The 12908-nt window shown below is 34.5% G+C and carries 16 protein-coding genes; 3 read left to right on the top strand and 13 right to left on the bottom strand.

Going from position 1 to position 12908, the window contains the following annotated elements; translation table 11 throughout:
* Both QRN68_RS26495 and QRN68_RS26490 read left to right on the top strand, forming a co-directional pair.
* Positions 1–430: 3D domain-containing protein (locus QRN68_RS26495; RefSeq protein WP_285400415.1), on the top strand; the 430-nt coding region annotated here is incomplete at its 5' end.
* Positions 431–729: 299 nt separating this feature from the next.
* Positions 730–1488, top strand: coding sequence for a class I SAM-dependent methyltransferase (locus tag QRN68_RS26490; RefSeq protein ID WP_285400414.1), 759 nt, complete (start codon positions 730–732; stop codon positions 1486–1488).
* 115 nt (positions 1489–1603) lie between these two features.
* Here QRN68_RS26490 and QRN68_RS26485 read toward each other — a convergent pair whose 3' ends face one another.
* The 7 genes from QRN68_RS26485 to QRN68_RS26455 form a co-directional block, all read right to left on the bottom strand.
* Complete coding sequence (locus QRN68_RS26485; RefSeq protein WP_285400417.1) at positions 1604–2017, bottom strand: GNAT family N-acetyltransferase; 414 nt, start codon at positions 2015–2017, stop codon at positions 1604–1606.
* 291 nt (positions 2018–2308) lie between these two features.
* Positions 2309–2914 (bottom strand): zf-HC2 domain-containing protein, encoded by a 606-nt coding sequence (locus QRN68_RS26480; RefSeq protein WP_285400412.1) that lies wholly within the window; start codon positions 2912–2914, stop codon positions 2309–2311.
* Positions 2904–3419, bottom strand: a complete 516-nt coding sequence (locus tag QRN68_RS26475) for an RNA polymerase sigma factor (protein ID WP_285400411.1) — start codon at positions 3417–3419, stop codon at positions 2904–2906. The genes QRN68_RS26480 and QRN68_RS26475 overlap by 11 nt, the downstream gene beginning before the upstream one ends.
* A gap of 182 nt (positions 3420–3601) precedes the next feature.
* On the bottom strand, positions 3602–3925 hold the full coding sequence (locus QRN68_RS26470) for a YnfA family protein (protein ID WP_285400410.1): 324 nt from the start codon (positions 3923–3925) through the stop codon (positions 3602–3604).
* Between the two features lie 231 nt (positions 3926–4156).
* A complete protein-coding gene (locus tag QRN68_RS26465) occupies positions 4157–4894 on the bottom strand; it encodes an urease accessory protein UreH domain-containing protein (RefSeq protein ID WP_285400409.1) in 738 nt (245 codons plus the stop codon).
* A gap of 19 nt (positions 4895–4913) precedes the next feature.
* Positions 4914–5837, bottom strand: a complete 924-nt coding sequence (locus QRN68_RS26460) for a F510_1955 family glycosylhydrolase (protein ID WP_285400408.1) — start codon at positions 5835–5837, stop codon at positions 4914–4916.
* Positions 5838–6007: 170 nt separating this feature from the next.
* Positions 6008–6859, bottom strand: a complete 852-nt coding sequence (locus QRN68_RS26455; RefSeq protein ID WP_285400407.1) for a LysR family transcriptional regulator — start codon at positions 6857–6859, stop codon at positions 6008–6010.
* Positions 6860–6970: 111 nt separating this feature from the next.
* Between QRN68_RS26455 and QRN68_RS26450 the strand changes: the two genes are divergently transcribed.
* The gene (locus QRN68_RS26450) at positions 6971–7738 is read left to right on the top strand and encodes a sporulation protein (RefSeq protein WP_285400406.1); all 768 of its coding nucleotides are present in this window, start codon (positions 6971–6973) and stop codon (positions 7736–7738) included.
* Positions 7739–7794: 56 nt separating this feature from the next.
* Here the strand turns inward: QRN68_RS26450 and QRN68_RS26445 are convergent, their stop codons facing one another.
* The 6 genes from QRN68_RS26445 to QRN68_RS26420 all read right to left on the bottom strand — a co-directional run bounded on the left by QRN68_RS26445 (position 7795) and on the right by QRN68_RS26420 (position 12779).
* Positions 7795–8742: an ABC transporter permease gene (locus QRN68_RS26445; protein WP_285400405.1), complete on the bottom strand. Its 948-nt coding sequence runs from the start codon at positions 8740–8742 to the stop codon at positions 7795–7797.
* Entirely contained in the window at positions 8711–9634 is a 924-nt protein-coding gene (locus QRN68_RS26440) for an ABC transporter ATP-binding protein (protein ID WP_285400403.1), read from the bottom strand. The genes QRN68_RS26445 and QRN68_RS26440 overlap by 32 nt, the downstream gene beginning before the upstream one ends.
* Before the next feature lie 5 nt (positions 9635–9639).
* On the bottom strand, positions 9640–10335 hold the full coding sequence (locus tag QRN68_RS26435) for an ABC transporter ATP-binding protein (RefSeq protein WP_285400402.1): 696 nt from the start codon (positions 10333–10335) through the stop codon (positions 9640–9642).
* Between the two features lie 10 nt (positions 10336–10345).
* Positions 10346–10702: a GntR family transcriptional regulator gene (locus QRN68_RS26430; RefSeq protein ID WP_285400400.1), complete on the bottom strand. Its 357-nt coding sequence runs from the start codon at positions 10700–10702 to the stop codon at positions 10346–10348.
* Positions 10699–11487, bottom strand: coding sequence for a hypothetical protein (locus QRN68_RS26425; protein ID WP_285400399.1), 789 nt, complete (start codon positions 11485–11487; stop codon positions 10699–10701). Before QRN68_RS26425 ends, QRN68_RS26430 begins: the two co-directional genes overlap by 4 nt.
* 422 nt (positions 11488–11909) lie before the next feature.
* Positions 11910–12779, bottom strand: a complete 870-nt coding sequence (locus QRN68_RS26420; RefSeq protein ID WP_285400398.1) for a gluzincin family metallopeptidase — start codon at positions 12777–12779, stop codon at positions 11910–11912.
* Positions 12780–12908 lie beyond the last annotated feature (129 nt).

Below are 12908 nucleotides of genomic sequence, written 5' to 3'. Positions count from 1 at the left end.
ACCTAAAGCAACTGCTCCATCAACAAATAATACTGCTTCAAAGGAGAATACACCTAAAGCAACTGCTCCATCAACAAATAATACTGCTTCAAAGGAGAATACACCTGAAGCAACTGCTCCATCAACAAATAATACTGCTTCAAAGGAACTTTTAGTGAAAGCTTCAGCCTATACGGCTTCATGTGAGGGATGTTCTGGTATTACTGCTACTGGAATTAACCTTAAAACAAACCCAAATGCGAAGGTCATCTCAGTTGACCCAACTGTAATTCCACTGGGTAGTAAAGTTTATGTGGAAGGCTATGGTGAAGCAATCGCAGGGGATACTGGCGGTGCAATTAAAGGAAATCGAATCGATGTCTTTTTCCCTTCTCAACAAGATGCAATTAATTTTGGAGTAAAACAATTAAAGGTCACAATATTAGACTAACTTAACCGGTCTAATAAGCAAAAAAAGAACCAGATTAGGTTCTTTTTTGCTTATTTATTCAATCCTGGACCATATTCTAAAATGCATAATTCTTGGTGATTCTTTCTATCTGCAGTTAAGTTCTTTAAAAAAACCGCACTTACTTATGATAAGGATCTCCAAAATTAATGCTAAATTGATGTTTATTGAGGTTAGTATAATCCCTCCCTATATTCCAATATGGAATCAAAACTGATCATTTTCCGCAATTCTGTTCACCTAAACTCTCTGTTATGCTCAAACAAAGGAGATGAAGAGAAATGACAACAACATGGAATGCCAATTTATATGATCAAAAGCATGACTTTGTTTCAAAATTTGGAGGAAGCTTAGTAGACTTACTTGCACCACAAGAAAATGAAGAAATTTTAGATGTCGGTTGTGGCACAGGTGATTTAGCATATGAAATTGCAACGATTGGTGCCAATGTTCAAGGGATAGATGCCTCGCACGATATGATTTTCGCTGCACAGCAAAAATATCCTGACATTAAGTTTCACACACTGGATGCTACCGCACTTCACATGACAAATCAATTTGATGCGGTCTTCTCAAACGCTGCCCTTCATTGGATGAAGCAGCCGGATGGAGTCATTCAAAATATTTACACTGCACTTAAACAAGGTGGTCGATTCGTTGCTGAAATGGGGGGCCACGGTAATATTGCTTCGATTGTATGGGCACTTCAAAAAAGTATGGAGGAATTAAAACTATCTTATATAGAAGAATATTTCCCATGGTATTTTCCAACTTTAGAAGAATATCAGTCGAAATTAGAAAATGCAGGCTTTACTGTTGAAATGATTACACTATATGAGCGCCCAACACCTCTTCAAGGCGAGGATGGACTACGTAATTGGCTAGTAATGTTCAGCAATAATATGCTCAAGCATTTATCAGAAACTGAAAAAGAACAGATCTATGCAAAATGCGAAGAATTATTAAAGCCTATGAATTATCAGGACAATCAATGGGTTGCTGATTATTGTAGATTACGCTTTGTTGCAATAAAAAAATAACATTTTTAAATATAGAACAGTAAAAAAGCAGACCTTCTCACAAATGGAATCGCAGTAAACAGAATAATTTAGTACGTAAAAAACGCTTGGAAAGTCCAAGCGTTTTCCTTTATATTTATTTGTTTGAAATTCCAGACTGCATTTCGTAATTTCTAACGACCATTCCGTTTACTTTTATCATTCCAAACTTCTCATAATAAGGAACTAAGCCATCCTCACAGCACAAATCAACCATATAAATATCATCAAGCTCTTTTAACATTTGTTTGACTAATTCCTTGCCAATGCCTTTATTTTTATAGTCTGGCAAAACTTCAAGGAACGGAATGTAGGCTGATAGAACCCCATCGCTAATCGCTGTTATAAATCCAACTACTTGATTCGTATTATCGTCTAAAGCAATGACCACTTTATTACTGTGTTTTAACAGCTTTAAGTGAGTTTGTGGATTTGGTGGATTAGGCCAATCAACAAAAAAGCCATTCAGCATATCAGAAGAAATTCCATCAAGTGAATTTTTGTATATCAACATATATCAACTCCTAAATTATTTTTTAATTTTAGGCTGATGATATATATCAGAAATAAAGTAACAAAATTGCGACCTCCAAACTTTTTTGGGATTACTTTAAGATATTTCGATTCAAATTCTAAAAGTCCTTCTTCTTTGTGCTTTTTGTTTATTTTCTAATCCGCCAAAATATATTTCTATCGGTAAACAAAAAGAACGTATATTTTCAATTAAAAATATACATTCTTCTATTTTTTCGTGAATTTAAACGCGTTAAATATCCCTCTTTTTAAAGTGGCTTTCAAGTTTTTAAACTACATTAATAAGAAATTGCCCTTTTTTAGCCTTCAATTCAAAAGAATATTTTATATTATTCTTTAGTTCATCCAATTTCACGCTTTTCCCAGGGGATAGCTTAAATTCATCTACTACAACATGGCCATTTTCATCTTTTATTCTTAAAATTACATCACTATTACTATTTGCATGATTAACGATTTCCTTGTTCCAAAAAACACTATCGAACTTTAAATAATCCTTATCGTCAAAATATAATGTAGTCCACTCATCTTTATCATCTGTTAAATTTACAGTAGCAGTACTCATTGGAAAAAAGATTTGATTTACAGCTCCCACTTCTTGAACAACTAGTGAGCCTATGATTGTGATACTAAAAGTAATCAAAATGGTAATTAAAACTTGAATACGACGCTTTTTATTAATTTTTTTAAATGGTGCTTTTGCTACTATTACTTCTTCTGGCAGAATATCAGTTGTTGGCTGTTCCATCACATCTAGATGTAACCTACACTCTTCACAACAATTTAAATGTTCCTCGACAACTTTAGTAGTATCTTCACTACAAATACCATCAATATAAGAGGGTAATAAATCCTTTATAATATTACAGTTCATTTAGTTCACCTCGGATCCTTTCTACTAATTTTAATTTGGCTCGATAATATGTTACCCTTGCCCAGTTTTCACTTTTATCGAATATCTCTCCAATTTCTTTGAAGCTAAGATTGACGGAAGTTCTAAGTAAAAATATTTCACGATACGGTTCTTTTAATAGATGAATTTCTCTATGTAATGAAATAAATGTATTACGATTTGCAAGTTCCTCGTCTGGTAATTCCGCATTAGATGGTACATCCAACCCCATTTCCATCATTTGTTCCACACTCAAATGGCTATGACGTTTTTCCTTTTTTAAATAGTTATAGTATGTATGCTTTGCAATCTGACATAACCAAACAGACATCTTACATTCACCGTTATATCGCTCAATCGACTTTACAGCTTGATAAAAAGTTTCTTGCGTCAGTTCCTCAGCTAAATCGACATTAGTTGTTAAACAAATAAGAAAACGTTTTACTTCATCTGCATATGATTTGTAAATTTCACTTAAATTCTCCACTGTCCTCCCTCCCCTCACTAGAATCTACGGTGACACTTATATATAGATATTAAATAGGATTCGTTACAAAATTTTTTATTTTTTACAAAAAAATTAATTTTTATATAAAAAATCCTTCACAATCATGAATTTACTCAAATTGTGAAGGCTCATAAAACTATTTTAAGGTAACATTTTCCCTATCATGAACGAGGTAATAAAATCACCATTACTCCAATTAAACAAATACCTGCTCCAACCCAGTCTAAGACATCTGGTTTTTTCCCGTCGATTCCCCAGCCCCACAAAATGGAAAGGACAATAAAGACACCTCCGTAGGCTGCATAGACCCTTCCAAAGGTTGGGAAGGTCTGAAAAGTAGCGACAACTCCATATAAAGCTAACGCAATCCCGCCTATAATGCCCCAATAAAACGGTTTACCTTCTCTTAACCAAAGCCAAATTAAATAGCCGCCCCCAATTTCGCCAATACCTGCGAGGATAAATAATAATGTTGCACTAATCATTTTTTTCACTCTTTCTATATATTTTTAAAAGAAAATTTTAGCATTGTCTACTCTATTATACATAAAAGCACTTTACCATTAATGAAATCAAAAAAAATTTCGCTTCTCTCCTGTTCAACCAAGGTAAAAAAATGGTTTATTTTAATGGGAGATAGGCGAAATATTGAAGTAGATATCGCTATTATGTTTTTACTACCCTTACTTGTACCATACTTTTTTGCTATATTTTCTTTAATACAATCCCCAATATGTAATCGTATCCGTTACGCCTATAATAATCAGAACAACACCTGCTCCGATTTGAATGATTCTCCCCATTTTCATGCTTGTCCGCATAATGAATCTTTTTGCATCAAATAAATGAATAAGCCCAAGCATCACCAAAAGGGGTACAGAGGTTGCCACACCAAAAATCGCCGGCAAAACTAATCCATACGAAGATGTAGCGACTGTTGGCATTAACCACACAAAGAAAAGAACGAACATCGTTGGACAAAAAGCAATGGAAAAACTAGCACCCATCAGAAAGGAACCCAATTTCCCCTCTTTTAAAACGGTCGGAATATACGAAGGAATTCGATTCAGAAATTTTAATTTTAAAATTCCAATCAACACAAGTCCTGTTATAAGCATGATTGGACCAATTGCTTGGCGAAAAATAGGAAAATACTTAGTCATCTTAGTTTCAAAGGACTGACCGAATAGCCAAGCAAATAAGCCGATTAAACTAAAAACGACGACTTTCCCAAGTATAAAAAACATGATTTCTTGCCAATTGCTTTTCATTTGCAATGTTCGACTTCCATAAAAAGTGATAGCACTCATATTCCCCGATAATTGACAAGGTGCTAATGCGCCTATTAATCCAAGTAGAATCGCAATAATAAACGGTGAATGTTCATAGGAGTTTAAAAATACTGTTATAGGTTCACTGATGATTTGGCTTATTTTCGACATCAAACTATACATATAGAAACACCTTCTATTTTTATTCTAATAACTTACCCTTGGTAGCAAGTTTATTCCAAGTAATACCTTCATCTTTCGTTAGATAAATATCAATATTGTTTGTCATAAAAACGATTTCTTTAGGATTTTCAGGGTTTGTTGCGATATATAAAATGGGCTGTAAATTTTCTTCTTTAGGTAATGGAATGTTTTTTTCATCTTTTTTATCAAAGAAGAATGCCTTAAGCTTTACTTGCTCATTTTCGAAATTTGAATAGAATCCGCCTATTTGATTTAAAATCACAAATGTCACCATTTTAGCATGATTGATTAATGTAAAGTTTTCACCATAATCATTGGACATAAATACCCCATCTTGACTCCCTACTACTAATAGCTCCTTTTTCGTTGGATGTGCTACTAAATTAGAAAGTGTATTCGAGTTGTATCCCTTCATGTTAACCTTTGTCCACGATTCCCCTTCATTTTCAGAAAAATGTAATCCAACTTCCATGTCATTAGTAGCGGTTTCATTATAAACATACACCATATTAGAATTATAACCAGCTGCAAGATAATGGAAATCGTTTTCTCCATAAAACGACAATTGTTCAAAGCTCGCACCGCTGTCAGTACTTTTTATTAAGCCAAATGGATTTTTCAAATTTGATCCTTTTTCGGGATGTCCGCTCGCAAAGAAACCATCTCTTGTCGCTTGAAAGCCCATATAATCATGTTTCTGACCATTCGCTTCTCGCCATCCATCTTGACCATATTTGTATAAACCATTGTGCGTTGCTATGGCTATTTCTTGTTGACCATTTATATAACCTAAACCATGGATATGTTCTACTGTACTATTTTTAATTTCTTCATACGTAAATCTCTTATCCTCATTAGCAATACAAGTAGATAATACAGATATTGCAACTAACAAACTAAACATTATTTTTCCTGCTTTCATTTTTCCACTCCTCCTTAAACTAAGGTATCAATTCTGACATTCCACAGTTTAAAAGGTAAATATGAATAAATGATGCAGATTAACGCGAATAAAGCTTGATTAGAACTAATTTTGACCAAATTATGTCTATGTTTAAAGCGGCAATAGGGTTTATTAGCTTGTTCCTTTAGTCAGTAGATGGAATGACAAACCGCTAAGAATGCTTCAATATCCGCTGACAAATATTTCGATAAAAAATAGGTATTTGAAACAATATGGGAAAATCCCTGCACCGAGTAGCTATGAAGCAATTGCTGCTGAAATTCCGCCTCTATCACACTCTTTGGTAAAAAGGCGATACCTAATCCATGTTTGACAAAGTTTTTGATGACCTCTGTTTGATTAATATTCATACTTTTATAGCTTGGGAATCGTTGTAGTACTTGTTGTATGTCTTGCCAATAAGGTGCATATTCATGTGTTAAAATAGTTTCCTGCTGTAAAAGAGTCAGTGCATCTGTTGCTCTTTTTGACATCGGAGCAATCAATTGAAGTGGTTCCTGTGCTAGAAGAACTTCGTGAATGTCTCGTGTTGTTGTCAATTTTGATAAGCCGATATCTACTACACCTGCATATACCGCTTCTCCGATTTCATTGGATTTTAACAGTTCGATCGTTATTTGAATGGAAGGTCTTTGCTGCTGAAATGTATGAATGATTATCGGTAAAGTAGAATTAGCGATTTGAGGTGCAACACCAATTGTTAACTGAGATGTATACCCATTCATAAAGGACGCAGTATTTTGTAATCCTTCATCAATTGTTGCAATCATTTTCTCTGCTTGTAGTAAAAAATGGGCACCAATATGATTTAATTTCACATGCTTACCCTGTCTTTCAAAAAGCGTTGCTTGAAGTTCTTTTTCTAGATGTTGCATATGCTTCGATACTGTCGATTGAGTAATAAAACGTTGTTCTGCCGTCTCACGAAAATTCTCTGTTTTCGCAGCAACTATAAAAGTTCGTAACCATTCTGTCTCCATAAGTATGCCTCTCTAGTTTTTCATTCATTATATCGAAAACTGTTCACGTCTTGAAACCTTTTCCAAAATTATGCGTATGTATAATTATAAAAGTCAATAGGAGGAATTTGGATGTCATTTTTTAACAAAGCATTTGCAAGTATTGGGATTGGCTCGGCAACAGTCGATACAATACTAGAGAAGTCTACATACCAGGCGGGAGAAGTTATGCGTGGTGAAATCGTTGTGCAAGGTGGAAATGTTGAGCAGCAAGTCGATACTATTTTTTTGACGGTGAATACTACTTACATTCGAGAATCTAATGACCATAAATATACGGAAGTCGCAGCTCTACAAAAAGTTAAAGTAACAGAGCCATTTGTGATTGCAAGCGGTGAGAAGAAAGTATTTCCTATTTCATTCACATTGCCATTCGAAACACCTATTACGGCGGGTAAAACAAAAGTATGGATTCAAACTGGACTTGATATTAAAAATGCAGTAGATCCAAATGATCGAGATTATATTCGTGTCCAACCTTCCGAGCTTGCAGAACGTATTCTTGGTGCAATTAACGGACTTGGATTCCGTTTACGCGAAGCCGAATGTGAGCAGGCGCCAGCTCGATTCCGTGGGTACTATCCATTCATTCAAGAGTTTGAATTTGTGCCAACTGGGCAATTTAGAGGACATTTAGATGAACTTGAAATCGTCTTTTTATCTCAAACTAATCATTCAGTAGAATTACTCATGCAAATTGATCGAAAAGTAAGAGGTATTGGTAGCTTCTTCTCTGAAGCTTTAGATATGGACGAAAGCAATGTCAGAACAACAATTACGATACAGGACTTACCTAATATTCAAGCAAAGCTACAGCAAATTATTTCTAAACATTTGTAGATTCAGAAAAAAACAGAAAACACGGTATGAAAACCAAATTTCATACCGTGTCTTTTTTATGCTGTCACATCACGTTTCATGAAGGACGTATAGCTAATCACAAGGAAAACAACCGCATAAATCGCGAGAATTGTAAGAGAGAATGGCATTGTAATACCTTCTATCATTAAATTACCACTTTCATACTGTGTTAAATTAGAATGTGTTATCCAAATATATTTAACAAATTCGTATCTACTTAAGAACATCACAATCATTCCACCCATAAACGATAAGAACATCGTTAAACCAATCGCTAAAGAGCTTGAACGGAAAACTGAGCCCACTAAGAAAGCAAACAATGTTGACATCACAAAGTCTCCGCCAGACAGTAAATAGTGATATGCTAAATCATTCCATACTGCTTTTTCAACAATCTGACCATTGACCATCTCTAATTCAACACCTGTTGTACCGCCATATAGTATTAACCCTACTAGAGCGCTAACTACTACATTGACAACAACTAAAAAGAGTCCGAATATGAAGGTTGTCAATAATTTTGAAGTTAATATTTTTGCACGTGACATCGGACGTGTTAACAGCATTTTAATTGTACCTGTTGAGAATTCATTTGATACGATACTTGCTGCGATAATCACTGTAAACAATGTCACTAAAGTTAGCATATTACCTGCAAATGACATAAAGCTTGCAAGGCTTCCCTCTGTTTGAGATGGCACGTCATTTGCTAATCGATACTCAGAAATAGCAATTTGCTCTTCAATGTGTTTTTTATCTGCTTCTGAAACATCGTCACCCTTCAACATGTCTTTATTATTATTAATGACCTGTTGTTCACTTTCCTGCCACGATATATCCTCTGTCGTTTTTGTATCATAGTATTTCATCATAATACCAGGACCAACAATAAAGAGGATTAATAGTGCGACCATTGCCCAAGTTCCTTTTTTATGCCACAATTTCATCCATTCATTTTGAATTAGCTTCAGCAATTTGGCCACCTCCTGTCATTTCTAAGAATTGATCCTCTAATGTTTTTTGATGTGGTTGTACGGCAAATAATTGAATATCTTCATTGACAAATTGCGTAATTAGTTTCGGAATATCCTCTTTCTTTATTTCTACCACGTAACCATTATTCTCTTTAACAAATTTGTAATCGAGCTTTTGTAGGTGAGCAGCAGCCTGTTCATTTGGTGTAGCTTCAATATAATAAAACGAAGAAGTTTCAATGTGAATATCACGAATATCGATAAGCTTACCATTTTGTATGACAGCAACTCGATCACACATTAACTCAATTTCAGATAATAAATGGCTAGAAACAAAAACAGATACTCCATCCTCAGCCGCGATTTTACGTAAATACATACGAAACTCACGAATGCCTGCTGGATCTAGACCATTTGTTGGTTCATCTAAAATTAAAAATTTTGGTCGATGAAGTAGTGCCTGAGCAAGTCCTAAACGCTGACGCATCCCAAGTGAATACGTCGATACTTTTTCATGAATGCGTTTCTCTAGACCGACCTGTCTAACCACCTCTTCAATACGCTCTTTTGTGACGTTTTTATGCATGCGCGCAAAATGCAATAAGTTTTTATAACCCGTCATAAATTTATACATTTCCGGGTTTTCTACAATTACGCCGATCTTACTAATTGCTTCTTCATAATTCTCCTGTAAGGAAAGGCCATCAACAATAACTTTCCCCTCTGTTGGATGCATAAGCCCTGTCATCATACGAATAGTCGTCGTTTTCCCTGCGCCATTTGGTCCTAAAAATCCAGTGATTTGACCTGGATATAAATCGATATTTAATTGCTGAATTAATTGCTTACCACGAATAGTTTTTGATAAATTTTGCAATTGAACTATTGGTTGTGTTGTCATTAATTTCATCCTTTCTTATAATACGTCTTCATCCATTGCACAGCATCCTTATTCGTAATATCTCGAATCGTCTCTACTTCCTCATGTGCAATAATCGATCCATTTTGTAGTAAAATGATTTGATCTAAAATAGGTTCTACCTCATATACTTCATGCGTTGATAACAGTATTGTTTGGTGTTCAATATCTGTAAATTGAATTAACCCTTTAATAAGCTGTTCACGAACAATTGGATCCAGGCCAGAAAATGGCTCATCCATTAAATAAAAGGGTACTTCTCGCCCAAGAGTTGCGGCCATTTTCATTCGACCTCGGTTCCCCTTTGATAATTGCCGTAGCTTCATATTTTTATCAACGTTTAAAAACTCTGCAACGATACATGCCTTATCATACGAAAAATCTTCAAATTGAGAGGCATAGTGCTGAAAAAGCTGCTCTCCTGTGTAAAAATCAAAAAACAAATCAATATCTGGTAAATAAGCAATCTGATCAGCACTTCTACGTGTAACAGCCTTTCCATTTAGCAAGACCTCACCACTAGATGGTCGTAATAAGCCCGCTAATACTTTTAATAGTGTCGACTTGCCACTCCCATTTTCTCCAACAAGCCCAATGATTTGGCCGACCGGAATGGAAAAAGTCACATCTTGCAAAATTGGCTTTTTCATATAACGAAAAGAAACATTGGATAGTTGTAGCATTTATTTCACCTCACGATTTTTTTTGTAACACAACGAGCATCTCTTCCTTGGAAAATCCAAGTGCTTCAATGGAAGATAAAAAATTATCTGCCAATTCGTTTTTCATATCTTCTCGTAAAAGATCAATCCGCTCTTCATTGGTTGTAATAAATGTACCTTGACCTCGTTTCGTTTCCGTTATATTCATGGCTTCTAACTCCTTATACACGCGTTGTACGGTATTTACATTAACACCTGTTTCGACTGCATATTCTCGAACAGAAGGAAGTCGATCCCCAAGCACTAACTTTCCTTTCAAAATATCTCCACATATCCGATCTACAAGTTGGCTATATATGGGCTTATCACGTGAAAAGTCGATTGTCATCGTAAAACCACCTTTTCAAGCCACTTCGTTGCCACGATAAATAGGATTGCGATTAAAATTATCGTCCCTACTTCTTCCACAACGTAAAGCGTGCTGATATTAAAGTCCATAGTCAATACTTTTGCCTTAGGTAAATAGTGTTCCAACCAATCTAATGGAATTTCAATATGTCGGAAAATATTAGCGTACAGCTGGCTTTCAGTAAATTTATACCATAAATTCATACTGAAGAAAAAAGCACCCATCATAATAACAATGGAAAAGCGACCAATGAAGTGCTTCATTTGGAGATAAAATGCTAAAAATAATAGCAGTATGACAAGCATCATCCATTGTAAAATGACTGAAAGTCCTACAGTAAGTATTAGTGCTAATAATATTTGTCCAAAGTTGGCAACAAACTCATCTTTTACATTGTACATGGCTATAATTATAAAAATTAAATTGTAGATAGCATATCCAATTAGGGAAAAAATAACTTTAACACCTACAAGCTGTGAAATAGAACTAGTGGAATGTAGCCATATTTCTTTGATCTTTAAATCATGTCGCATACTAGCTAAAAATTGTAATACCGAAAAAAATCCGCCTAATACAATCACCATCATTGTGAGTGCAAATGACAGCTGATTTTTCGGTAATGTAAAGCCATCAACAAATCGTTCTACTAAATATGGAATCACCAACGACAACATAATCCCTGCAAAAATCCCAACAAATAGCCAAGCCCTAAAAAGCACCCATTCCTTTTTGAATAACCCTGCAAAATTTTTCAACTCAAACACCTCGTGTTATAGTGTACTAGTTAAATAGTACACTATAACTTTTAAGTTTGCAAGCATTAAATACAAAAAAAGGGAAGAGCCTTTAAAATACAGGCTTCTTCCTTTATTTTGTAATGAGATTAAGTTTAAAAAAGTTTTGCTGAATACTTTTATATTCTACGACACACGGTCTTGTTAAATTTTTTATGTACTATCAGGTGCGTTTTCCATAGAGTTAACAAGCCTTGCAAAAAAATACGGCATCGTATTGTTATGAAGAAGAATACAACATCCTCTGTTTTTTGAATAAGAGATAGGTAATATAACCGGTGTAGTCGCTATTACTTCAAACACAATTTTCAATTAATTGCTAACAACTTACTTTAAATCACATCTTACCGTTTTTTCTTTATCATTTGCTTCATGTAAACTTCTACAATAAATTATTCCTTAGCGAAAAATTTGGGGTCAATTTGATCAATAACTGAAGTAACAGTATAAAAAGATTCTATTTTCCTTTTGTCATCATATGTTAATGCCGTTTGTCTATTTTTAATAAAAACTACCCAATCATTTTCTATCTCACTTATGTTCTTTCCGTATATTTCTTTTATTTTTTTAGCCAAGTCCTCTTCGTTGTATAGTTGTTCAAACTTTTCTAATCCATAAGTGTCAATTAAATAAGTAATAAAAGAAGCTGAATGAATATAGCTCATCCATCGAAGGGTGTACTCTTTTTGGCTTGTAAGAGCTGGGCGAAAATAGGCATCGTCTTGATTCGGATCTATCAACTTGCTAATTGGTATAAATTTGTTTGAATCGATAAAGTACTTCATAAGCTTATGGGTATATGACTCATTTTCCCCATACGTATCTTCCATATAGGTAGCAAAACCCTCCTGCGTAAAATAGCCCCTGCTTGTATCAAAATTATTGCCATAACCAAGTAAGGAATGTGTCAGTTCATGGACAAGTGGATATTGGTTTTCCTTAATGTCATATAGTTGAAGTTCCGATTTCAAACCCCAAGACACTCCATTTCCTTCATTGAGAAATACATTTATTCTCTCGGATGGAACATATGCAGTATGAATTGAATTCTGAATTTCATCATAGGCATTAAGGAGTTCCTCTTTTATTGATTCTACTTTTTCTTGTGGGACCTTAATTTTATTAATAATTTCAAAGGTAATTTCCCCATCCGGTGTAACGACAATATTTTCATCATTTTTTCCTTTAGGAACAACTGAATCCTGAGTACAGGCTGTTAATAAGAATATCAATATAAGGAAGAAGTTTCTAAATTTAAACATATTACCTCCTAAAAAAGTATTTTCCAGTTAATACGAATTCCACATCCAGAAGTTTCATTTTTTTCAAAAAATAAGGCTCATCACCAAAAGTTGTGGATGACATTTGTTAAAACATATGCCATGTATTAG

Origin of the sequence: Lysinibacillus sp. fls2-241-R2A-57 (assembly GCF_030209535.1) — a bacterium.
Taxonomy (GTDB): domain Bacteria; phylum Bacillota; class Bacilli; order Bacillales_A; family Planococcaceae; genus Lysinibacillus.
This window is presented reverse-complemented; position numbering and strand designations above follow the sequence as displayed.

Excerpts from the sequence above, each read along its gene's own strand:
- QRN68_RS26490 (WP_285400414.1), top strand. The coding sequence starts at position 730 with ATGACAACAACATGGAATGCCAATTTATATGATCAAAAGCATGACTTT.
- QRN68_RS26480 (WP_285400412.1), bottom strand. The coding sequence starts at position 2,914 with ATGAACTGTAATATTATAAAGGATTTATTACCCTCTTATATTGATGGT.
- QRN68_RS26470 (WP_285400410.1), bottom strand. The coding sequence starts at position 3,925 with ATGATTAGTGCAACATTATTATTTATCCTCGCAGGTATTGGCGAAATT.
- QRN68_RS26465 (WP_285400409.1), bottom strand. The coding sequence starts at position 4,894 with ATGTATAGTTTGATGTCGAAAATAAGCCAAATCATCAGTGAACCTATA.
- QRN68_RS26460 (WP_285400408.1), bottom strand. The coding sequence starts at position 5,837 with ATGAAAGCAGGAAAAATAATGTTTAGTTTGTTAGTTGCAATATCTGTA.
- QRN68_RS26455 (WP_285400407.1), bottom strand. The coding sequence starts at position 6,859 with ATGGAGACAGAATGGTTACGAACTTTTATAGTTGCTGCGAAAACAGAG.
- QRN68_RS26450 (WP_285400406.1), top strand. The coding sequence starts at position 6,971 with ATGTCATTTTTTAACAAAGCATTTGCAAGTATTGGGATTGGCTCGGCA.
- QRN68_RS26440 (WP_285400403.1), bottom strand. The coding sequence starts at position 9,634 with ATGACAACACAACCAATAGTTCAATTGCAAAATTTATCAAAAACTATT.
- QRN68_RS26435 (WP_285400402.1), bottom strand. The coding sequence starts at position 10,335 with ATGCTACAACTATCCAATGTTTCTTTTCGTTATATGAAAAAGCCAATT.
- QRN68_RS26430 (WP_285400400.1), bottom strand. The coding sequence starts at position 10,702 with ATGACAATCGACTTTTCACGTGATAAGCCCATATATAGCCAACTTGTA.
- QRN68_RS26420 (WP_285400398.1), bottom strand. The coding sequence starts at position 12,779 with ATGTTTAAATTTAGAAACTTCTTCCTTATATTGATATTCTTATTAACA.